Annotated in this window: 13 protein-coding genes; 11 read left to right on the top strand and 2 right to left on the bottom strand. The window is 38.4% G+C overall.

The window, feature by feature from the left end; all coding sequences use genetic code 11:
• The first annotated feature begins 85 nt into the window (after positions 1 to 85).
• Together GSB9_00863 and GSB9_00862 are read left to right on the top strand one after the other, a co-directional pair.
• A complete protein-coding gene (locus GSB9_00863; protein ID UKM64316.1) occupies positions 86 to 2,107 on the top strand; it encodes a glycoside hydrolase family 127 protein in 2,022 nt (673 codons plus the stop codon).
• Positions 2,108 to 2,118: 11 nt separating this feature from the next.
• Positions 2,119 to 3,900 (top strand): L-fucose isomerase, encoded by a 1,782-nt coding sequence (locus tag GSB9_00862; GenBank protein UKM64315.1) that lies wholly within the window; start codon positions 2,119 to 2,121, stop codon positions 3,898 to 3,900.
• A gap of 139 nt (positions 3,901 to 4,039) precedes the next feature.
• On the opposite strand, the gene GSB9_00861 is transcribed toward GSB9_00862, so the two are convergent.
• Together GSB9_00861 and GSB9_00860 are read right to left on the bottom strand one after the other, a co-directional pair.
• Entirely contained in the window at positions 4,040 to 5,509 is a 1,470-nt protein-coding gene (locus GSB9_00861) for a sodium:solute symporter (GenBank protein UKM64314.1), read from the bottom strand.
• Between the two features lie 56 nt (positions 5,510 to 5,565).
• A complete protein-coding gene (locus GSB9_00860; protein ID UKM64313.1) occupies positions 5,566 to 6,480 on the bottom strand; it encodes a dihydrodipicolinate synthase family protein in 915 nt (304 codons plus the stop codon).
• A gap of 240 nt (positions 6,481 to 6,720) precedes the next feature.
• Between GSB9_00860 and GSB9_00859 the strand changes: the two genes are divergently transcribed.
• The 9 genes from GSB9_00859 to GSB9_00851 all read left to right on the top strand — a co-directional run bounded on the left by GSB9_00859 (position 6,721) and on the right by GSB9_00851 (position 23,559).
• The gene (locus GSB9_00859) at positions 6,721 to 10,059 is read left to right on the top strand and encodes a SusC/RagA family TonB-linked outer membrane protein (GenBank protein ID UKM64312.1); all 3,339 of its coding nucleotides are present in this window, start codon (positions 6,721 to 6,723) and stop codon (positions 10,057 to 10,059) included.
• 17 nt (positions 10,060 to 10,076) lie between these two features.
• On the top strand, positions 10,077 to 12,059 hold the full coding sequence (locus GSB9_00858) for a RagB/SusD family nutrient uptake outer membrane protein (protein UKM64311.1): 1,983 nt from the start codon (positions 10,077 to 10,079) through the stop codon (positions 12,057 to 12,059).
• A gap of 225 nt (positions 12,060 to 12,284) precedes the next feature.
• Entirely contained in the window at positions 12,285 to 13,988 is a 1,704-nt protein-coding gene (locus GSB9_00857; protein ID UKM64310.1) for a polysaccharide lyase, read from the top strand.
• A 26-nt stretch (positions 13,989 to 14,014) separates the two neighbouring features.
• Positions 14,015 to 14,683 carry a DUF3826 domain-containing protein gene (locus tag GSB9_00856; GenBank protein ID UKM64309.1) on the top strand — a complete coding sequence of 223 codons (669 nt, stop codon included), beginning with the start codon at positions 14,015 to 14,017 and terminating at the stop codon, positions 14,681 to 14,683.
• Positions 14,684 to 14,726: 43 nt separating this feature from the next.
• Positions 14,727 to 16,415, top strand: coding sequence for a polysaccharide lyase (locus tag GSB9_00855; protein ID UKM64308.1), 1,689 nt, complete (start codon positions 14,727 to 14,729; stop codon positions 16,413 to 16,415).
• Positions 16,416 to 16,445: 30 nt separating this feature from the next.
• Positions 16,446 to 19,601 (top strand): DUF6298 domain-containing protein, encoded by a 3,156-nt coding sequence (locus GSB9_00854; protein ID UKM64307.1) that lies wholly within the window; start codon positions 16,446 to 16,448, stop codon positions 19,599 to 19,601.
• Positions 19,602 to 19,607: 6 nt separating this feature from the next.
• Positions 19,608 to 21,041: a glycoside hydrolase family 140 protein gene (locus tag GSB9_00853; protein UKM64306.1), complete on the top strand. Its 1,434-nt coding sequence runs from the start codon at positions 19,608 to 19,610 to the stop codon at positions 21,039 to 21,041.
• A gap of 11 nt (positions 21,042 to 21,052) precedes the next feature.
• Positions 21,053 to 22,630 carry a glycoside hydrolase family 28 protein gene (locus GSB9_00852; GenBank protein UKM64305.1) on the top strand — a complete coding sequence of 526 codons (1,578 nt, stop codon included), beginning with the start codon at positions 21,053 to 21,055 and terminating at the stop codon, positions 22,628 to 22,630.
• Positions 22,630 to 23,559, top strand: coding sequence for a glycoside hydrolase family 43 protein (locus GSB9_00851; protein ID UKM64304.1), 930 nt, complete (start codon positions 22,630 to 22,632; stop codon positions 23,557 to 23,559). The genes GSB9_00852 and GSB9_00851 overlap by 1 nt, the downstream gene beginning before the upstream one ends.
• Positions 23,560 to 23,564 lie beyond the last annotated feature (5 nt).

The following is a 23,564-nucleotide window of genomic DNA, read 5'->3' as shown; positions in this document are numbered from 1 at the left end:
AATATGAGATGCTGAAACAAGTTCAGCATGACAAAGAAGCGTTAAAATTAAAGTTGATTACTGGGTAATTAATTAAATAAAAGACATGATAAAGAACAAAATTTTATTAGGGGCATTGGTGACGTTTAGTACAGTTGCTTTTTCGCAAAACAAGGGCCTCACAGCGAATGCTGAAAGTCCACATACCAAATTAAAAAGTCTCGATTTACAAGATGTAGTTTGGACTGGTGGTTTTTGGAAAGAACAGTTTGATGTTGAAACGCAAAAGACCCTGCCGTATATGTGGGAGCTATACCATAATGATAGCGTGAGCCACGCATATGCCAATTTTAAAATAGCAGCAGGTCTAGAGAAAGGGAAACATGCAGGGCCTTCATTTCACGATGGTGATTTTTATAAAATCATGGAAGGCATGGCCTCGGCCTACGCGGTAACAAAAGACCCCGAATTGGATAAAAGAATGGATGAAGCCATTGCGATGTTCGATAAAGTACAACGTGCCGATGGCTATATCAACACCCCTGTTTTAATTGAAGAGCGCTGGGGAACTTTGGGCCCCGAAGAACTTAAAAAACAATTAGGTTTCGAAAAATATAACATGGGGCATTTAATGACGGCTGCCTGTGTGCATTATCGTGCTACTGGAAAAGAAAACTTCTTAAAAGTAGCCAAAGGGGTGGCCGAATTTTTATATGATTTTTATAAAAAAGCATCGCCCGAGTTGGCCAGAAATGCTATTTGTCCGTCGCACTATATGGGTATTGTAGAGATGTACCGAACCATAAAAGATCCGAGATACCTTGAATTGGCTAATAATCTTATCGATATCCGTGGAACCACAAATGATGGTACCGACGATAACCAAGACCGTATTCCGTTTCGTGAACAAACTACAGCCATGGGGCACGCGGTAAGAGCTAATTATCTTTATGCAGGAATAGCCGATTTATACGCTGAAACAGGAGAAGAAAAACTTATGGATAACCTTAAATCTATTTGGGAAGATGTGGTTTACCGAAAAATGTACATAACAGGAGGATGCGGAGCATTATACGATGGTGTTTCTCCCGACGGAACTTCGTATAATCCTAAGGAAGTACAAAAAATACATCAGGCTTATGGGCGTCCGTACCAATTGCCAAACGCTACAGCACATACAGAAACTTGTGCCAATATTGGTAATGTGCTTTGGAACTGGCGTATGCTCCAGCTTACTGGCGATGCCAAATATACTGATGTTATGGAGTTAGCTTTCTACAATAGTGTACTTTCTGGGGTAAGTTTAGAGGGAACCGAGTTTTGTTACAACAACCCGTTAAATGTTTCGGAAAATCTACCATTTAAACAACGCTGGGGGCATGAGCGCGAAGGTTACATCGCTTGGTCAAACTGCTGTGCGCCTAATGTTACCCGTACTTTAGCTCAAGTGAATAATTATGCTTACAATATTTCTGAAGCTGGTTTACATATCAACCTTTACGGAAGTAATCACTTAAAAACCGAAACTTTAAAAGGTGATAAGTTAGAAATCGAACAGCAAACCAATTATCCTTGGGACGGTAAAGTAACACTTAATGTTAAAAAAGCACCAAGAAAGCAATTTTCAATTTTTGTAAGAATTCCGGGTTGGAGTGAAGGCACTACCATAACAATTAATGGAGATGCTTTTAATGGGAAATTAGATTCGGGAAGCTATGCTGAATTAAGTAAAAAATGGAGAAAAGGTGATGTTATAGAAATTGATATACCGATGCCGGTAACTCTAATGCAAGCCAACCCTTTGGTTGAAGAAACCAAAAGCCAAGTAGCAGTTAAACGAGGACCTATCGTGTATTGTTTAGAGACGGCCGATCTTCCCGTGAAGGCAAATATCAATAACATCGCTTTAGATGTAAATTCAGAATTTTCTACAGAAAAATTCAACCTAAAAGGCAAAGAAGTCATAGCTGTAAAAGGCAAGGCATTTGTAGAAGATACAAATTGGGACAAAACAACGTTATACAAGCCTTTAAATCAAGATAAAAAACAAATAGATATCCAATTAGTCCCGTATTTCTCATGGGGAAATAGAACCGATGGTGAAATGACCGTTTGGATGCCGTATTAATAAATAAAGCAATGAAATTTAAAACGTTAATAGGCGAATTGCCTAAAATAGGAATTAGGCCAGTTATTGATGGCCGTTTAGATGGTGTTCGTGAATCGTTGGAAGATACTACGATGAACATGGCAAAAAACGCTGCCAAATTTTTATCCGATAATTTAAGACATGCCGATGGTAGTCCAGTGGAGTGTGTTATTTCAGACACTTGTATTGGGGGAGTAGCAGAGGCTGCTGCTTCGGCTGACAAATTTTCAAGAGAAGGCGTAGGTGTAAGTTTAACCGTTACACCTTGCTGGTGTTATGGTACAGAAACCATAGATATGGACCCCACTATGCCCAAAGCCATTTGGGGGTTTAATGGCACAGAACGCCCTGGAGCTGTATATTTAATGGCCGCACTAGCGGGGCATAACCAAAAAGGTCTTCCGGCATTCAGTATCTACGGAAAAGATGTTCAGGATAGCGACGATACATCCATTCCAGAAGATGTTCAAGAGAAATTATTACGCTTTGGAAAAGCAGGATTGGCCGTGGCTACCATGAAAGGCAAATCATATTTGTCGATGGGCTCGGTGTCCATGGGTATCGCAGGTTCGATTATTGATGCCGATTTCTTTGAAAGTTATTTGGGCATGCGTTGCGAAAACATCGATATGTCTGAATTCATACGAAGAGTAGAACAAGAAATTTACGATAAAGACGAATATGAAAAAGCATTGGCTTGGACGAAAGCGAATTGCAAAGAAGGAAAAAACTATAACCCTTCAGAAAAATTAAAATCAAGGGAAGCACTTGATAAAGATTGGGAGTTTGTTGTGAAAATGGCATTGATTGGCCGTGATTTAATGATAGGGAATCCAAAGTTGAAAGAAATTGGTTATGCAGAGGAAGCACAAGGAAAGAATGCCATTTCAGCAGGGTTCCAAGGGCAGCGTCAATGGACCGATTATTTCCCTAACGGTGACTTTATGGAAGCCATTTTAACCTCGTCTTTCGATTGGAATGGCACGCGTCAACCGTTTATGTTAGCTACCGAAAATGATAGTCTTAACGGTATTTCAATGTTGTTTGGGCACTTGCTTACTGGAGCCGCACAGATTTTTAGTGATGTGCGGACCTATTGGAGTCCAGAGGCGGTAAAACGGGTTACTGGTCATTCTTTAACCGGCGATGCAGCCAATGGTTTTATCCACTTGATTAATTCAGGTGCGTCGGCTTTAGATGGTACGGGTCAGCAAACTATTGATGGAAAACCAGCCATGAAGCCCTGGTGGGACATTACAGACAACGAAGTAGAAAAGTGTTTGGAACAGACCACATGGGGGCCTGGGATGCTTGAATATTTTAGAGGAGGAGGTTATTCATCAACCTTTAAAACTAAAGGCGGTATGCCTGTTACCATGTGTCGTATCAATTTGGTAAAAGGTATAGGTCCAGTATTGCAAATTGCAGAAGGGCAAACCATCGAGTTGCCAGAAGACGTTCATAATACGTTAAACGAACGTACCAACCCGACTTGGCCTACTACTTGGTTTGTGCCTAATTTAACGGGTAATGGGCCGTTTAAAGATGTGTATAGCGTTATGGCCAATTGGGGCGCCAACCATGGTGCTTTTACCTATGGGCATATTGGAGCCGATTTAATCACTTTAGCATCTATGTTACGTATTCCAGTGAATATGCACAATGTTTCCGAAGATAATATTTTCAGGCCAAGTGCTTGGGCATCCTTCGGAATGGATAAAGAAGGCGCTGATTATCGTGCTTGTGCGACTTATAAGGCACTTTACGGTTAAAAAGCTGTCATTTTTGAGCAGAGCAGCCTTTACTGAGCTTAGTCGAAGTGAGGCATTCTCATAATGGCTTTTAATCTCAATATTAAATAAAAAAGTGGCTTTCAATTATTTTGAAAGCCACTTTTTTGTTTAAATATCTTTAAGATTTCGGCTTCATCAAAGTAGACATTAAAAAGCCCACCAAGAAAATAGCAATAGTACCAAAAACAATTGTTAAATACGTATGGAAGGATGCGCCAATACTGTCTGGGCCAAAGATTTGTTCTGAAATGGTAAGCCATAAAATAACCAAAACACCAGCAATCATCCCAACAACTGCCCCTGTTGTATTTTTGCTCTTAGTGAAAATACCCAATAGAAAAAGTCCTAACATACCACCACTAAAGATGGATGATAGTTTCCACCAAGCATCTAGAGCACTTTTTACATTAATCATGGCAATGGCAATGGCAATACCTATAATACTAATGGTTATAGAGGAAATGTAAAGCACTTGCATCCGCTTTTTTTCTGAAGCATCCTGTTTAAAATACTTGTTGTAATAATCAGTTAAAAAAACGGTGGCCGAACTATTAAAACTCGTGGAAATGGTGCTCATTCCGGCAGCAAAAATTGAAGCTATAAGTAAACCTGTTATGCCAGCCGGGAGCGCATTAACAATAAAATGCGGGAAAACACGGTCTGCTTTTCCAGCTTCCTGTAATGCTTCCGGTAAAACTTCAGCCGAGTTATAGTAGGCAAAAAGCGAGGTTCCTATAAAGAGAAACAGTGCAGAAATAGGTAAATAAATTAAGCCACCAATTAAGGCCGAGCGTTGCGCTTCTTTATCAGATTTTAAAACCATGTACCGTTGTACATAATTTTGATCTATACCAAAATTTTGGAGGTTGATGAAAACCCCATAAACCAAAACCACCCAAAACGTAGGTTTGTTCAGTTCTAAACTAAAGCTTCCTAAGCTAAATTTGTTATGTTCGGTGGCTATCTTGAAAACCTCTGAAGGCCCTTCAGGCATGCTAAAAAACATAAAAGCGATACAGACCACGGCACCTACAATCAAAATAATGCCTTGAATGGCATCGGTCCAAAGCACTGCACTAATACCGCCAAGCATCGAATAGCCTGCAACAATTAGGCCTGTAAAAACAATTATGGTTGCAATGTCCCAACCGGTAATAGCATTTAGGGTAAGCGCCAATAAATAAAGAATTGTGCCAATGCGCATAAGTTGCGTAAGCAAGTAACATATCGAAACATAAATGCGTGCCCAAGGTCCAAAACGCTGTTCCATAAAGGTGTATGCCGACGGACTATTGATTTTTCTGTACAAGGGCACAAAATACTTTACAGCAATTAGCGTGGCTATGGGAAGGGAAAGACTAAACACCAAAGCGTTCCAATTTGACTGAAATGCGTTTCCGGGAAGGGCCAAGTAACTAATGCTACTCACAAAAGTGGCAAAAATAGACATGGTTACCACCCAACTGGGAATATCTTTGTTTCCTAAGGTGTAAGAAGACGATGTTTTGTTTTTTTTAAAGAAAGAGCCTCCAAAAAGGGCAATACCTCCTATGTAAACAAAAAACACAATAATATCTAGCGTATTCATTAATAATGGGTGTTTAGTTTAGTAGGTCAATTTCATAAAAGAGTGGTGGTGGCACTCTAAAGCACTTCGGCTATTTGCTTTTCAATTTCCTTTATATTTTGTTTTACGGCATTCAATTCTTTTTCGTCAAAACAATGGAACGGCGGGGCGATATGTTGGTCTATAATACCCAATACAGAAAGCCCAGCCTTCATGCCTTTTAAATAACTGGAGCCAAAAGATCCCAAGCTGTAAATTTTAGTAGATATTTCCATAACCAAATGTTGAAGCACATCGATGCGCTTAAAGTCCTTTGAAATGGTCGCATTGTATAATGCCACGTAAAGTTCCGGAAACATGTTGGCACCGCCATTAACGCCTCCATTTCCGCCCATTAAAACCGTTTGGGATGTCACTTCTTCCGGTCCTACCAAAAGAGAGAAATCAGTTTTGCTTTTGAGTAAATGGCAAAGTTTTTGAAAATATACAATATTGGCCGAACTATCCTTTAAACCAATAATATTGGGGTGTTCTGAAAGTTTTACGGCAGTATCTAAATCTATATTTATCTTGGTATGCGAGGGCATATTATATAAAAACAGAGGAAGTTCAACTTGGTCGGCCAAACTCCAATAATATTTATATAATTCAATTTGACCAAGACCATAGTAAAATGGTGGCGCAGCAACCAAATAGGAAGCTCCAGCTTTTTTGGCAACTTTAGCTAGTTTAATGCTCTCTTCAATAGAAGTGTCTGAAATACCTACAAAAACGGGAACCCTTCTATTAACATTAGCACAAGTTTCCCTGATAAGTTGCTCTCTTGTTTTGTAGCTTAAACTTGTGGCCTCACCAGTGGTTCCAAGAATAAATAATCCATGAACACCTCCAGAAATTATATGATTTATTAAGTTGTGAACGCCTTTAATGTCTAATGAAAGATTGTCGGACAATAATGGTGTTACCATTGGTGGAATAATTCCATTTACCATTTTAATTTTTGTTAAGTTTTGAATGAGTGATAGATAACACGAAAAGGTCAAAATTTTTATTGACCATAGTCTTTGTCAAAATTGCACAAATAATAAAAAAAAGGTTTATAAAATTGGTCGACGTTCAAAAATTACAGTGAATAATTGATAATTTCAGGAATTTAGCTTAATATTAACTTTCTTTAAATAACAATAGATGGGTGTTACCATCAACTAAATTAATAAACTAAATAAAATAGTATGAAAAAAGCAATTTCTAATGCTTTGATTTTGTTGCTTTTTAGTGTAGTGACCCTCTCGGGTTATTCGCAAGAAACTGGCAACAAAAAAGTTGTAACGGGTGTTGTAAAAGATGATTCCGGTGTGCCGTTGCCAGGTGTTAACGTCATTGAAAAAGGGACTAATAATGGTGTGGTTACCGATTTTGATGGTAACTACAGTTTAAAAGTGGAGTCAGAAAGTGTGATTGTCTTTTCCTTTATAGGAATGAAGACCCAAGAAAAGTTGGTTGGAGACCAAACCACAATAAACTTGGTGCTCCGCGAAGATACAGAGTCTTTAAGTGAGGTAATTGTTGTTGGATATGGAAGCCAAAAGCGAGAGGCGGTAACCGGTGCGGTTGAGAGCATAAAAGGTGAGGAGATTGAAGAGTTGCCTGTGGGTAACATAGCTTCGGCGCTTGTAGGTCGTGTTTTAGGGGTTAGTATATCAGGGGGTGAGTCAAGGCCTGGTGCTCCAGCTCGTATTCAAATAAGGAATCCTGTAACTGGAAATAATATTAGGGCAAAGGACAGGTTGTCAACAGAGCCGTTATATGTTATTGATGGTGTTATGCAGATTGATCCAAACACAGGTTTGAGTGATTCAACTATTTTTAACACGCTTGATGCATCACAAATTGAGAGTATTTCGTTTTTAAAGGATGCTTCTGCTGCAATTTATGGTGCTAGAGCTGCTCAAGGTGTTGTTTTGGTTACGACAAAAAAAGGTAAAAAAGGGCCTGCACAGTTCTCTTACTCTGGTAATTTTTCTGTTGCTGATGAAACTTACAGACACAATATGCTGAATGCTTATGATTACGCACGAGTAATAAACACATTAAATGGTCCTAACGGTCGTAATGAAGCATATGACCCGACAGATCCATTTCCAAATACGCGATGGTTCTTTTCTCCAACCGAGTTAGAGCATTTTAAAACTAATTCTTACGATGCGCTAGATCAATATTGGACTTCCGCATCAACCAAAAGGCATAATCTTAATATGACGGGGGGGACTGAAGACGCGACCTATTTTGGAGGGATTTCATATTACTCGGCTGACGGTAATCTAGGAACATTAGATTATGATCGTTGGTCGTTTAGAGCTGGTACCAATGTTAATTTAGCAAAGGGTTTCAAAGCAGATTTTCAAGTATCTGGTTACTTTACCGGAGAGAGTAAAACAACAAGCAGTGTAGGTAATTCTAATGAAGAAAACGATTTTAGGCAATTACAAAATCGTGCGCCATATTTACCTATGTATATAAATGGTTTGCCAGCCGTTCAGAATGGTTCTAATGCTAATGGATTAATTGGATATCATTTTGGTGAAATACAGCGTTTACAAAATTTAAGAGAAAACAGAGATAATAATGTTTCTGTTAACTTAAATGTAGAATATGAGGTGCCTTTTGTTGAAGGATTAAAACTTAAGGCAAGTTACGCACGTCAAGAATCTGGTGGTAGAGGTAGCCAAATAGGTACCGAATATGAATTGTATGAATTTTTCGGAGCTGATCAGTTAGAAAATAGTGATGTTGGACAGACTTTTATATATTACGAAAATGGTGAGGGGCCTTTGGGGACTAATGATATTAAGCAAATAAATGTTGTTGAGAATGCCGATAGATTGCTTCTAGATAATACCAGTTCTAATAATGAACAAATTCGATTACAGGGTAGTTATGACAGAGATTTTGGGAAGCACAGCGTGTCTGCTTTGCTTGCATACGAAAGATCAGAAAGAGAAGGACGCCAAGAACGCATCATTAAATTTGGTGTGCCAGATTGGGCTGACGGTATGATTTGGCAAACTACAGGAGGCTTTGACACGCAAAATACTTACAATTGGAGGTATGAATCGGCTGATTTAGGTTTAGTAGGTAGATTTAACTACAATTATGATTCTAAATATTATGCTGAATTCCTTTTTAGAAGTGATGTGTCCACCAAATTTGCACCAAAGAATTATTGGGGTGATTTTTATACGATTTCAGGAGGTTGGATTATTTCTAAAGAGGATTTCTTTAAGTCTAATACGATAGATTTTCTAAAGTTTAGAGCCTCTATTGGTATAACGGGTAAGGATGATACTAGGCCATGGCAATGGCGCCAAAATTTTGAGTATGACCAAGGAGATAATAATGGTGCTGTTTTTGGAGGCAATAATGGCCTGTCGAGTGGTTTAACACCAAGTAGAGCGGCAAATCCTGATATTCGTTGGAGTAAGGAGCTAAAAACCAATTTTGGTTTTGAAGCTAGATTTCTTGATAATAGATTATCGGCAAGTGCGGAAACATTCTACAATATAGGTACTGAGTTGTTGATAAATTTAAATGACGGAGTACCTTTTACAGTTGGCGGTTCTTCTCCGGCTTCTAATACGGGTAGAGCCGATACATGGGGTACTGAAATATCTCTAGGTTGGAATGATGACGTTGGCGACGATTTTAGTTATGGCGTAAATTTCAACATTGGGTGGTACCGACAAAATTTTATCGATGCTAATTTTAGAAATGAAATGTTTTGGAGACCATGGGAAACGAATCAGCCAGGTAACCCAAATCGCGGATGGTGGGGTTATGATTACATGGGCATGTTTAGAACGCAAGACGATATAGAGTCCTATTTAGCCGAAACAGGAGTTACACAAATATTTGGAATACCTGCTGCAGAATTAAGACCTGGGATGTTGTATTACAGAGATGTACGAGGCGCTTGGGATCCAGATACCAGAACCTTTGGAGAAAAAGACGGCGTTATTGATTCAAACGATCAAATACAACTAAAGAAAGCCCCTAAAGGGCCACAAGGGTTTGCCACAAATCTTAATTTGCGATATAAACAATTTAGATTAAATACAGTTTTACAGGTCGGTTGGGGCGGTTATAGAGAGGTAGGTAGCGCTAAATCTCCTTTTGAAACAACTGAAATAACAAAGAACTACGAAAACAGACCCGCATTTTGGGGCAATATGTACGACCCACTTACAAACCCTACGGGTACGTTGCCAATTCTTGAACGTTCAATAAACAACAGAGCTGACAACGATGCAGGCGGAGGCATTAATACGGTGAGCTCTAAATTCTGGCAAGTGAGCAGTTTTAGTTTGGTTATGCGTAACATTAATTTAAGCTATTCGTTACCCAAATCATTAACGGAAAAAATGGGGGTTAGAAATTTCAGACTTAATTTAGTGGGTATCAATCCGTTTATTTTATTTAACCCCTATAAAGATTACGGGTTGAGTCCTTACGGTGGTTATAATAGTTATCCAGTACTGCGTACCTATTCATTAGGTTTAAATATTGGATTTTAAAATTTAAAATGAAGAAGATGAAAAATATAAAATTAAATAGGCTATTTATTCCCTTAGTTGCTACTTTGTTGTTAAATAGTTGTGATACGGATTTTATCGAGGAAAAGAAAAATTTTCAGCAAGTTGATGTTGAAATTTATCAAGAAGAGTTCTTGGCAACTTTGTTTGTTGATAATATATACTTTCTTTTTTTACCGGGCGATGATGCGAATATGGCCATGTGGTCCAAGTCGGCTAGAGATAATTCCGATATTCCAGGAAGAGGTGATGCCGCTTTCTTTTCTAAAGCGACAGACGAAGTTGCCGGTGAAGTAGATATCAATACTGAATGGGCTAATATTTCCCCATTAAATAATCATTGTATAAAAACTTTGGGACAGCCCATTGAAACGAATCAACAAAATGATGCTTACACAAGAATTCGTTACTGTAACATATATCTAAACAATGTTGACAATTACTCAGGTCTGGACGAAGATTTTAAGAACCAAGTTAAAGGCCAGTTGTATTTTTGGAGAGCTTGGCAATATTTTGAACTGGTTAGGTTGTACGGTGGGGTGCCTATTGTTTTAGAAGAGCAACCGTTAACAGCTAATTCTCCTGTAAACCAGACCCCTAGAAGTACTTCTGAGGAGGTATTTAATCAAATTGTTTCAGATTTAGATATGGCAAAAACCATGCTAGAAAATGCTAGGCCATATACTGCCGATGAAGCAGGACGAATAACGGCATCAGCTGCGGTAGCCTTAAAAGGTAGAGCATTGTTGACTTGGGCTAGTCCACAATTTAACAGAAATGATGACCAAGCGAGATGGCAACGTGCCTACGACGCTAACAAAGAGGCCTATGATTATTGTTTGGCCGCAGGAAAAGGCTTAGATCCAGATTGGAAAAATATGTGGTTTACTGATAATGGCATGGAGTCTATTTTTGCCTTCGGTTTTAATAATTTTGTAACCAATTCTAATGGTGTACCAAAAAATAATGGAACAGAGAATAGATCAAGGTCTAGAGATCAAGATGGTGAAGGTAGTATATCTCCAACTAAAAATATTGTTGATGCCTTTCCAATGGCTGATGGTACACCTTACAACCCTGATGGTAACTTAAACGAGTTTTACAGAAACAGAGATCCACGTTTCTATTATACCTTTGCTTACAATGGCAGTATTTGGCCGTTTAAAGAAAACCCAAACTACAAACATTGGTCGTACTATTGGTATCCGTTGGAAGCTGGTGAGGATAAACCAAAAATAAGGACTTTCCAGGCAAATAACAATAGTGGTATTTATTTGAAAAAGTTTACCAATGATAATTCGAGCCGAACTTACTCTTTTAATGATAGTGGAGCTGATTACATGGAAATTCGTTTTGCTGAGGTTGTGTTAAATTTAGCAGAATCGGCGATTGGTATCAATAGTCTTGCAGAAGGTAAGGGGTATATTCAGGATATTCGTGAAAGAGCTGGGGTTATTAACAACGATGGTCAATATGGATTGTCTTCAGTAACCACAAGAGACCAGCACTTTGAAGCCGTTATCAATGAAAGAAAAGTTGAGTTTGCTTACGAAAATAAAAGATTCCATGATTTAAGACGTTGGTTGCTCTATAACGATGATTTTGGAACTTGTACGAGGCTAAATCAAGAGCCTATTGAAGGAACAAGGAGACAGGGCTATATTATTTTTGTTAAACAAGATGCAAATACCATTTATGAAAATGGACTCGGTCTTGACCCTTTAAAAGGGCCAGGTGCACCTCTTATCAACAGAGATGCGACAACCTATCCTGATGGTGTAAGTACCTATGAAGAGTATGTGGACTATTTATATGACAATCATTTTGAAGTAAGAGTAAAAGATGATGTTGACCCTAGTGACTTTTCTTTCAAATGGTATAATGAGTATTATTTCTTTGGCATTTACCAACAATTGTTTGAGTCGGCACCATATCTAAGACAAACGCAAGGTTGGGGTGGTTCTTTTAACCCACTTAATTAGTATTTAATGGTTTAAAAAAATTACCTGCGTTTATCTTAAGTGCAGGTAATTTTTTTTTGGATAGATTAAACCATCGTAAATAATTACAGTCTTATATATAAGTGTAATAAAAACATTTGTTAGAATATTTTTGTCTAATCAAATGTAAAACCACTTAATAGAAAGTTAACTCGAAATAAACTTTTGAGTAAAGAATAATTAAAGAATTACAGAAATTAAAAACACATGAAGAAGTTAAGTTTGTCTATTTTATTTCTAACCGTTTTGGGTATTTGCAATGTTTATGCGCAATATCCATCACTTACAGAGGAAGATAGAGCAAAAGAAAAGGCAATTAAGGAAGAGGCCTACAAACATTCAGATGAAGCTTGGGAAAAAGCAAAAATTATTGTTGAAAAGGAAGCTAGAGAGGGTAAACCTTATATTCCTTGGGCTGGCCGTCCAACAGATTTACCACAAGCAGAAATACCGGCTTTTCCAGGAGCTGAAGGTGGTGGCATGTATTCCTATGGTGGCCGTGGTGGTAAAGTAATAACCGTTACCAGTTTAGATGACGACGGACCAGGAACTTTACGTGAAGCATGCGAAACCGGTGGAGCGCGAATAATTGTTTTCAATGTTGCTGGAATCATAAAATTAAAAACACCATTAATTATCCGTGCACCCTACATTACTATTGCAGGACAAACAGCACCTGGTAATGGCATTTGCGTGGCAGGTGAAACCGTTTGGATTGACACGCACGATGTTGTTATCCGTCATATGCGATTTAGAAGAGGAGAAACTTTTGTTGGGCGAAGGGATGATGCCATAGGTGGCAACCCCGTTGGAAATATCATGTTAGACCATATTTCTGCAACATGGGGGCTAGATGAAAATATGTCCATTTACAGACATATGTTTAGCCCAGGAGCTAATTATAAAGACAAGAAATTACCAACCGTAAACATAACTATTCAAAATAGTTTATTTGGCGAAGCGCTTGATACGTATAATCATGCTTTTGGTAGTACTTTAGGAGGAGAAAATTGTTCTTTCATGCGCAACATGTGGGCTAACAATGCTGGAAGAAACCCATCAATAGGATGGAATGGTATTTTTAATTTTGTTAACAATGTGATGTTCAACTGGGTACACAGATCTGTTGATGGTGGCGATTACACAGCTAAATATAACATTATAAATAACTATTATAAACCTGGACCGTTAACTCCCGAAGGTCAACCTATCAGCTATCGTATATTAAAACCAGAGTCTGGTAGAAGTGATTTAGATCATGTTGTTTTCGGTAGGGCTTATGTAACAGGAAACGTCATTCATGATAACTCCAAAATAACAAATGATAACTGGGCTGGAGGTATTCAAATGGAAGGTAAAGATGGTCAACTAATGGAGTTTGAAGAAGCTAAACCATACTTTAGTTTTATGAAATCTAATCGTCCTTTCCCTATGCCATACATTGGCAATATCATGTCGGCTGAAGAGGCTTTCGATTACGTTGTAAAAAACGTTGGAGCTACTCTGCCTGTTAGAGATGTTGTTGACGAAAGAATTGTTAGAACCGTAAAAACAGGTCAGCCCGAATATGTTAAGGGGCTAGATCCAGAATCTTTTTATCACTTTAAACACAGAAGGCTGCCCAGAGATTCATACAAAAAAGGAATCATTACCGATATCGCACAAGTTGGCGGTTATCCGGAATATAAAGGAAAATCATATAAAGATTCAGATGGTGACGGTATGCCAGACAAATACGAAAAGAAACATGGTTTCAACCCAAAAGATGCTTCTGATGCCAATGAAGATTCAAATAACGATGGTTATACCAATATTGAAGGCTATATCAATGGCATAAACCCAGAAACAACTATTGATTGGAAAGATCTTTCAAACAACAAGGAAACACTTAATGCGCCATTGTTGAAATAGAAGAAATAAATTTAAAAAACAAAATAATGTTTTCAAAGAAAATAACCATAGGCTTAATGTTTGTCATATTAGTTGTGACTACCACAAATGCACAACAGCACTTAGACCCTGAATACATAAAAGTGACGGAGCAAAGAGCCGGAGCAATAGTTGAAGGTATGGGTCTTTCGGGTTCAGAAAAAGCCCATGCTGTCACTCAAATTATTGCCAAGCAATACCAAAATTTAAGCAAGTTCCATGATGCGATAGATGCTAAAGTGGATGCAATAAAGGCTGAAGGTTTTGAAGATGCCAAGGAAGAGAGAAAAATTGCTAAGGCAAAACAGATATCAGCAAAAAAAATTAATAAATTACATAAGTCTTATTTAAAGCAGTTAGACAAACATTTAAACGAAACGCAAATGGATGCTGTAAAAGATGGCATGACTTATGGTGTATTGCCTAAAACTTACACAGCTTTTTTGGAAATGATTCCAAGTTTAACCGAGCCCCAAAAACAATACATTTACGACAACCTAAAAGAAGCCAGGGAGCATGCTATGGATGCTGGTTCGTCAAAAGAAAAACATGCTTGGTTTGGTAAATACAAAGGAAGAATAAATAATTTCCTTTCGGCTGAAGGTTATGATTTAGAGAGGGAGAGAGACGGTTGGTACAAACGTATCGAAGAACAAAAAAAACAGTCTAAAAAATAATCTCCTTAAAAAAAGGTAACTAATAAAATTTAATATCCGCTTTATGCAATATTTAAAATCCAACTTTTTTAAACCATTGTTATTGTTAATTACCGTATTTGGAACACTTCAAACGGTATGGGCGCAATACCCAGAGATCCCACATGAGTTACAAGATAAAACGGATGTGGCTTTAGCTAAAGAAGAAGCCCGACTACAAAAAATCTGGGATGAGAACTACCATATTATACTTGAAGAATCCAAACAAGGAAGACCTTATGTGCCATGGGCATCTTATCCTGCCGATTTGATTAAAGCAGAAATCCCTGCATTCCCAGGAGCCGAAGGTGGTGGTGCTTTTACTCCAGGAGGCCGTGGTGGTAAAATATTTGTGGTTACCAGTTTAGAAGACAGTGGAGAAGGTACTTTAAGAGAAGCATTAGAAGCTGTTGGGGCACGAACCATTGTGTTTAATGTTGCAGGAATCATTCAATTGGAAAAACCTATAAACATCCGTGCACCTTACGTAACTATTGCAGGACAAACGGCACCAGGTGATGGTATTTGTGTTGCTGGAGAGTCTATTCTTATCGATACACATGATGTTATTATCCGCCATATGCGTTTCAGAAGAGGCGAAACCGATGTAACCAGAAGAGATGATGCCCTAGGTGGAAATGCTGTAGGTAATATAATTATAGATCATTGTTCGGTAAGTTGGGGACTGGATGAAAACATCTCATTGTACCGCCACATGTTTAAAGCAAATGAACGTTCTAAAAGAGAGAAGCTGCCAACGGTTAATATTACCATCCAAAATACCATTTCGTCAGAAGGACTGGATACTTACAATCATGCTTTCGGTAGTACTATAGGAGGTTTGAATAGTACTTTTGCCAGAAACCTTTGGGCAAACAATATTTCCAGAAACCCTTCAATAGGTATGTATGGGAGTTTTAATTTTGTAAACAACGTGCTGTTCAACTGGTGGAACCGCTCTTTAGATGGGGGCGATTACCGTTCCATGTTCAATATTATAAATAACTATTTTAAGCCTGGTCCAATAACGCCGGCCGATAAGCCAATAAGTTACAGGATTTTAAAGCCTGAAACAGGATATTTAGAACCTAGAAGCTATGGTCGTGCTTATGTGTCAGGAAACATTACAGAGGCCAACTCTGAAGTTACAGCCGATAATTGGAATGGGGGAGTTCAAATTGGCGATAATGAAAAGCTTCAATATATAAAACAAGAAAAACCTTTTGAAATGGCACCAGTTACCATTATGGAAACCCAAAAAGCGTACAATTTTGTTTTAGACAATGTTGGAGCTACTTTACCAAAACGCGATGATGTCGATAAACGTGTCATCAAACAGGTTAGAACAGGAGAAATTAAGTACCCAGATGGTTTGGATAACACAATAGGGAAAGAATTTGTGAAAAGGAGGTTGCCTGATGATTCGTATAAAAAAGGAATATTAACCCATCCTAGTCAAGCGGGCGGTTACCCAGAATACAAAGGAAAACCTTACAAAGACTCGGATGGCGATGGCATTCCAAATAAATGGGAAAAGAAATACGGATTGAACCATGAGGATGCTTCCGATGCCAATGAAGATTTAAATGGCGATGGATATACCAACATCGAAGCATATTTTAACAATATAGATCCGACCGAAAAAGTGGATTGGACAAACCTTGAAAATAATACCGATACACTGGCCGAAGTAGAAAACGGATTGTTACAATAGTCTTATAATTTCCTAAAATCATTAAATAAATTGAATTCAATACTAGGAAACCATAATGCATGCCAAGCAGCTCATAAAATTTTAAGCTGTTTGGCATACGTATTTTTTATAACAGGTTTAAGTGCGCAAAACAACTTCCCCGATATAAAAAAAGATAAAAACGGAAAAATTGTACGTGTTGCCGATAGTTTAGGAAATCTTATCCCTGATTTTTCGTATGCAGGCTACAAGGCTTCAGAGTCGGCTATCCCAATGGTTGAGGCCAAAGTTTTTGTGCCCCAACAAAATGAAGATGCCACAGAAACTATCCAAAATGCTATTGATTACGTAGGGGGCTTAAAACCCAACCATAATGGATTTAGAGGTGCCGTACTTTTAGATAAAGGTATTTTTAAAGTAAGCGGAACACTTTACCTTAAACATTCGGGTGTGGTATTGCGTGGTAGTGGAAACGCGGAAAACCAAACACTTATTTTAGGAACAGGAATAAAACGCGAAGCCATAATTCGTGTTTTGGGTAAAGACGATAGAACATATTCCGATACCTTAGCTCTACGTGATAAATTTGTACCGCTAGGTGCCCAAACACTTCATTTAGAGAGTGCTGAGCCCTTGCAAGTTTCCGATGAAATTATTATCAAAAAACCTTTAACAGAACGATGGATTGAAAAGCTTAAAACAGGTTATTTTGGAGGAGAAAGTGGTTGGATTGGCTGGAAAACCAGAAGTTGGGATATCCGTGCCAATCGTGTTGTTTCTAATATTCAGGGCAATAGCATTACCTTAAATGCGCCCTTAACTTTTGTATCGGACGATTACAGTCAAATAGAAGTTATAAAATATAGTTGGAAAGGCCGAATAAATAACATTGGTGTCGAAAATTTAAGTATCCAGTCCACCTATAACAACTCTAATCTAAAAGACGAGGAGCACCGTTGGTTTGGTATTAGCATGGAAAACGTAAAAAATGCGTGGGTGCGCCAAATAAACTTTAAACACCTGGCAGGTGGAGCGGTTTCATTACTAAAAACCGTACAACAAATTACGGTTGAAGATTGTATTTCAACAGAACCAATTTCAGAAATTGCCGCGCATCGAAGACAAACCTTTTATACTGAAGGCCAACAAACCTTGTTTCAGCGTTGTTATTCAGAATTTGGATACAACGATTTTGCTGTTGGCGGCTACGGTACCGCTGGACCAAATGCTTTTGTACAATGCGAATCATATTTATCGCACAGCAGTAGTGGTGCCATAGGAAGCTGGGCAACAGGCGTGTTATTTGATGTGGCTTATATTGATGGTGCCAGTATTAATTATAACAATCGAGAACAAGCCGGAAGAGGCGCAGGATGGACGGCAGCAAATAGTGTGATTTGGGAGTCTTCTGCTTCAAAAATAGCGTGCTACAATCCGCCAACGGCTCAAAACTGGGCATTTGGTGTTTGGGGTGGTATTATGACGGGTAATGGGCATTGGGATAATGTAAATAACCATATTACGCCCAGAAGTTTGTTTTATGCACAATTGGAAAACCGAATGGAAAAATTACCATTAAATCCATTTGTGTACGATATGGGGTCAGAACCTACCTCGAGTCCAACGGTTAAGCAAGCTGAGCAACTTACGCAAGAGGCGGTTTCGCCCAAAACAACTACAAAAGACTGGATTTATCAGGTTTCAAAAGAAAATAAAATTCCTGTTAATTCAAATAAACTTAAATCCGTTAATGATTTAAAACATAAATCGTTCGGCGGAAGCGAAGGTAAAAAACAAGTTGAAATAAAAAACGGTTGGTTAACTTTCAACGGAAAAGTCATTACAGGTAAAAAAGCCCCCGTAATGTGGTGGCGAGGTAGTTTGCGCGACCATGATGTAAATCGTGCTTCGGCTCATGTTACGCGTTTTGTTCCAGGAAAAACTGGAAAAGGCTACACAGATGATTTAAAAGAAGTTATAGAAGAATTTAAAGAAAATAACGTTGCGGCCTTAGACCACAATTACGGCCTATGGTATGAACGCCGAATGGACGACCATGAGCGTGTTCGAAGAATTGATGCCGATGTTTGGGCGCCATTTTACGAACAACCTTTTGCAAGAAGCGGAACCGATTTGGCTTGGGACCATTTAAGTAAATACGATTTAACTGAGCCCAATAAATGGTATTGGCATCGATTGGGGACATTTGCCAATTTGGCCGAAAAAGAAGGCCAATTGCTCATCCAACAGCAATATTTTCAGCATAATATTTTAGAAGCGGGTGCCCACTGGTCGAGTTCACCATGGCGTTCAGCAAACAACGTAAACGCTACCGATTTTCCTGAACCAGTGCCTTATGCTGGCGATAAGCGTATTTTTATGACCGAACAGTTTTACGATGTTACCCATCAGCACAGAAAAAAATTACACCAACAATTTATAAGGCAGTCTCTAGATAATTTTGAAGACAATAGTAATGTCGTCCATTTTACGAGCGCCGAATATACCGGGCCGCTTCATTTTATGGAATTTTGGTTGGATGAAGTCAAAAAGTACAAAGACGAAACTTCAGGAAACGGTATCATTGGTCTAGGTGCAACAAAAGACGTGCAAGATGCTATTTTGAATGATGACAAAAGAGAACCTGTTGTCGATTTGATTGATATCAAGTATTGGCATTACAGAGAAGATGGGTCGGCTTACGCTCCTGAGGGCGGAAAAAACCTAGCGCCACGACAGCATGCCCGTAAAATGAAAACAGGCAAAGAAACCGAAGAACAAATTTATCGCGCTGTTAGAGAATACCGTCAAAAATTTCCAGAAAAAGTTGTATTTTATTCTACCCATGCAGCACCACGATTTGGGTGGGCCATTTTAATGGCAGGAGGCTCTTTGGCTAATATTCCTAAAATTGATATTTCAGGATTTTATGAGGCTTTAACTTCTATGAAAATGGATAAGAATGAAACCTATAAAAGTGCATATTGGACCTTAAAAAACGATGGTGATTCATATCTTTTTTATTTGAAAGGTACAGATAATGTAAACGTAGACTTATCCAACTACAATGGAAAATTTGAAGCTTATTGGATAAAACCAATCAATGGAAAGGTAATAGAAACATCCACTTTAAAAGGGAAAACCAAACAAATGCTTTCAAGCCCAAACGGCAACAAAGCACTTCTATTTATAAAAAGGAAAAACTAAACAAACATGATTAAAACTAAACAATTTTTTGGCGTTTTGGCATCACTGTCCGTTTTAATGGTTATGGTGTCTTGTAAGGAAACGAAGAAGGAACAGGCAGAAGTTGAAGCCGAAAATGTAGAAATGGCAGGTATGCCCAAAATTGAAGTTTCAGAAAATGGACATTATTTTCAAACCGAAAATGGAAAACCGTTTTTTTGGTTGGCCGATACCGGTTGGTTGGCCTTTAACAAATTGGATAGAAATGAACTAAAAACATATTTCAAGGACAGAAAGGAGAAAGAATATAATATTATTCAAATCATGACAGTGCACTCGTTGGATGTGGCAAATGTTTATGGCGATTCGGCTTTGGTTGCTAAAGATTTGTCGAAACCATTGGTAATCGAGGGCAGCGATTTTAACAATGAAGAAGCCTATGATTTTTGGGACCATGTAGATTACGCTTTGGATGTAGCCGAAGAAGAAGGACTGTTTTTGGCCATGGTTCCCGTTTGGGGTTCGCCTGTTAGCGCTGGCGAAGTAACTTTGGAGCAAGCTAAAGCTTATGCTAATTTTTTAGCAGAGCGCTATAAAGACCGAGAAAATATTATTTGGCTGAATGGTGGCGACACTTTTGGAAATGAAAACACCGAAATATGGAAAGCCATTGGTAGTATTTTAAAAACAGCCAATCCTGAGCGTATGGTAACATTCCACCCAAGGGGAAGAACCGATTCATCTGATAATTTTCATAATGAAAGCTGGTTGGATTTTAATATGTTCCAATCGGGCCACCGTCGTTACGATCAAGACGATACCGAGCGTGCGTACGGTCAGGACAACTACAAATATGTAAAAGTCGATTTCAATTTAAAACCAACCAAACCAACGGTTGATGGCGAACCTTCTTATGAAGGTATTCCACAAGGACTACACGACACGCTTCAACCGCTTTGGAATGATAACGATTTACGTCGCTACGCCTATTGGTCGGTTTTTGCGGGTGCAGCTGGTTTTACTTACGGTAACAATCACATTATGCAAATGCACGAAAATCACAATAAACCTGAGGCCTATGGTAGTAAAAAATATTGGGTTGATGCTTTAGATGATCCTGGCGCAGGGCAAATGAAGTATTTAAAAAACTTGATTTTGGAGTTCCCGTATTTTGAACGTATTCCAGACGAAAGTTTAGTAGCCAATCAAGGTGAAAAATACGATTACAAAGCAGCCACACGAGGTGAAAACTATGCTTTAGTTTACGTTTACAACGGAAAACCTGTTTCAGTAAATATGGGTAAAATTAAAGGTGAAGAAGTTGATGCTACTTGGTTTAATCCAAGAAATGGCGAGAAAACAAAAATTGGAACATTTAAAAATGAAGGCGTTCAAGACTTTAAACCTTCGGGTGATGAAGTTGACGGTAACGATTGGGTATTGATTTTAACCACAAAATAAATTTTTTCAGCATGAAAAAGGTAGTATTAGTATTAATTATAGTTTTAACCTCGGCTTGTGCATCTGTTAGTTCTGCATCAAATGGCTGGTTTAATATATTAGAGCACGGAGGAAACAACAAAGGGGAACTTTGTACCGAAGCCATTCAAGGAGCTATAGATAAAGCAGCTAGTCAAGGTGGCGGAACCATTTATTTTCCAGCAGGTGAATATTTAACTGGCGCTTTAGAATTGAAGAACAATATTGTTTTACATATTGATGCAGGAGCGCTTTTGAAATTTTCTACTAATTTCGACCACTATTTACCATTTACCGAAGTACGTTGGGAAGGTACGGTTATTCAAACCTTTAAGCCTTTATTGCATGCTCGAGATGTCGAAAATATTACTATTACTGGAAGAGGGACTATTGACGGACAAGGGGAAGCTTGGTGGAAAGAAATTTGGAGAATAGAATCGGCTAAGGAAAAATTAGAGTTGACCAAGTATCAAAAAATGACACAAGAGGCCAATAAAGATGTTAAAACGGCCGATTATTACAAACGTACCAGAAGTTATTTGTTCCACAGGCCACCATTGTTTCAGGCTTTTAAGTGTAAAAACATAACCATTGAAGGCGTTACTATTCAAAATTCACCATTTTGGACGATAAATCCAGCGTTTTGTGACAACATAACCGTGGATAATGTCACTATTTTTAATCCATATTCACCAAATACCGATGGTATTAATCCAACGTCTTGTAAAAATATGCACATTTCAAATTGCCATATTAGTGTTGGCGATGATTGTATTACCATTAAATCGGGGCGTGATGCCGATGGTAGAAAATGGGCCACTCCAACCGAAAATGTAACCATTACCAACTGTACCATGTTAAGTGGTCACGGAGGTGTGGTAATAGGGAGTGAAATGTCAGGAAGCATTAAAAAAATCACCATTGCCAATTGTGTTTTCGATGGTACCGATAGAGGGATTCGTCTAAAAGCAGCACGTGGTCGTGGAGGAGTAGTTGAAGATATTCGTGTTAGTAATGTGGTGATGAACAACATACAAAAGGAAGCCTTTATGATGAACTTGTTTTACGACAAAAATACGGTTGAAGGTCCTGTTACCGAAGAAACGCCTATTTTCAGAAACATTCATATTAGCAATGTAACGGCTACCAATGTGAACACAGCGGGGCGGATTTTAGGAATTCCAGAAATGCCTATTCACAACATCACCTTTTCAGATGTGGATATCGATGCCAAAGAAGGGTTTTCAGTTCATACAGCAAGAAATATTGAATTCCACGATGTGAAAATCAATACCACTTTAGGTTCCGCCTTTAAAGTGGAAGATACCGAACAAATTATTTTAGATAATGTCGGCACATCGAAACCAATAGATGGAAAGTCAGTAGTGCATTTTAAAAACGTAAAAACTGCGTTGTTGGGCAACAATTTCCCTATGGTGCCAACCGATACCTTTTTGCATGTTGAAGGGGATGAAACCGAAGCTATTTATTTGAAAAATAATGTGTTTAAGAATGTAACGTTTCATGTAAAATCTACAAGTGCCATTCAAAGTAAAATAACTGAACAATAATGATGCAAATTAAAAACCTATTGGTTATAGCTATTTTGGTGAGTATGTTGAGTTGTGCACCAAAAAAAGAAGCTTATTTGTTTACCTCGTTTAGGGAGCCTGCAACAGATGGCCTCTATTTGGCTTACAGTAAAGACGGTTACCATTGGAACGATTTAAAAGGGCCATACTTAAAACCTAAAGCCGGATCGAGCAAAATTATGCGCGACCCTTCCATTGTTCGCGGTAAAGACGATACCTACCACATGGTTTGGACTACCGATTGGCGAGGAGGTAATGGGTTTGGTTATGCCAGTTCCAAAGATTTAATCCATTGGAGCGAACAGCAATTCATTCCGGTAATGGCACACGAACCCGATGTAGTGAATGTTTGGGCACCAGAGATTTTTTATGATGAAGACGAAGACCGGTACATCATTATTTGGGCATCTACTATTCCTTTTCGGTATGATAAAGGCGAGGAAGAAGAGAAAAATAACCACCGTATGTATTACACAACCACCAAAGATTTTAAAACGTTTACCGATACTAAATTGTTTTTAGAACCTGGTTTTAGTGTTATCGATTGTGTGATTGTAAAACGCGGTAAAGAGGATTATGCTTTAATCATAAAAGATAATACGCGCCCAAATAGAAACCTAAAAGTTGGTTTTGGAACCTCACCAATAGGGCCTTTTAAAAACATTTCGGAACCTTATACCGGGTTTCTTTCTGAAGGGCCAACGGTAATAGAACAAGATGGAAAATACATTATCTATTATGATAATTATGGGGAGAAAAATTACAAAGCGGTTCGTACTTCGGACTTTAAAAATTTTGAAGATATTTCCGCTGAAATTTCACTTCCTGAAGGACATAAACATGGCACGATTACTACTATTTCACAGGATGTTTTGAATGGTTTAATTGAAAAAAGTAAAGAAAAGTAAAGATA

This window comes from Flavobacteriaceae bacterium GSB9, assembly GCA_022749295.1.
Lineage (GTDB): Bacteria > Bacteroidota > Bacteroidia > Flavobacteriales > Flavobacteriaceae > Flavisericum.
The sequence above is the reverse complement of the archived record's forward strand: the minus strand, read 5'-3'. Positions and strand labels throughout refer to the sequence as shown.

Coding starts and splice junctions, on each gene's coding strand:
- GSB9_00852 (UKM64305.1), top strand. CDS start 21,053: ATGAAAAAGGTAGTATTAGTATTAATTATAGTTTTAACCTCGGCTTGT.
- GSB9_00857 (UKM64310.1), top strand. CDS start 12,285: ATGAAGAAGTTAAGTTTGTCTATTTTATTTCTAACCGTTTTGGGTATT.
- GSB9_00863 (UKM64316.1), top strand. CDS start 86: ATGATAAAGAACAAAATTTTATTAGGGGCATTGGTGACGTTTAGTACA.
- GSB9_00861 (UKM64314.1), bottom strand. CDS start 5,509: ATGAATACGCTAGATATTATTGTGTTTTTTGTTTACATAGGAGGTATT.
- GSB9_00862 (UKM64315.1), top strand. CDS start 2,119: ATGAAATTTAAAACGTTAATAGGCGAATTGCCTAAAATAGGAATTAGG.
- GSB9_00859 (UKM64312.1), top strand. CDS start 6,721: ATGAAAAAAGCAATTTCTAATGCTTTGATTTTGTTGCTTTTTAGTGTA.
- GSB9_00860 (UKM64313.1), bottom strand. CDS start 6,480: ATGGTAAATGGAATTATTCCACCAATGGTAACACCATTATTGTCCGAC.
- GSB9_00858 (UKM64311.1), top strand. CDS start 10,077: ATGAAAAATATAAAATTAAATAGGCTATTTATTCCCTTAGTTGCTACT.
- GSB9_00855 (UKM64308.1), top strand. CDS start 14,727: ATGCAATATTTAAAATCCAACTTTTTTAAACCATTGTTATTGTTAATT.
- GSB9_00851 (UKM64304.1), top strand. CDS start 22,630: ATGATGCAAATTAAAAACCTATTGGTTATAGCTATTTTGGTGAGTATG.
- GSB9_00856 (UKM64309.1), top strand. CDS start 14,015: ATGTTTTCAAAGAAAATAACCATAGGCTTAATGTTTGTCATATTAGTT.
- GSB9_00853 (UKM64306.1), top strand. CDS start 19,608: ATGATTAAAACTAAACAATTTTTTGGCGTTTTGGCATCACTGTCCGTT.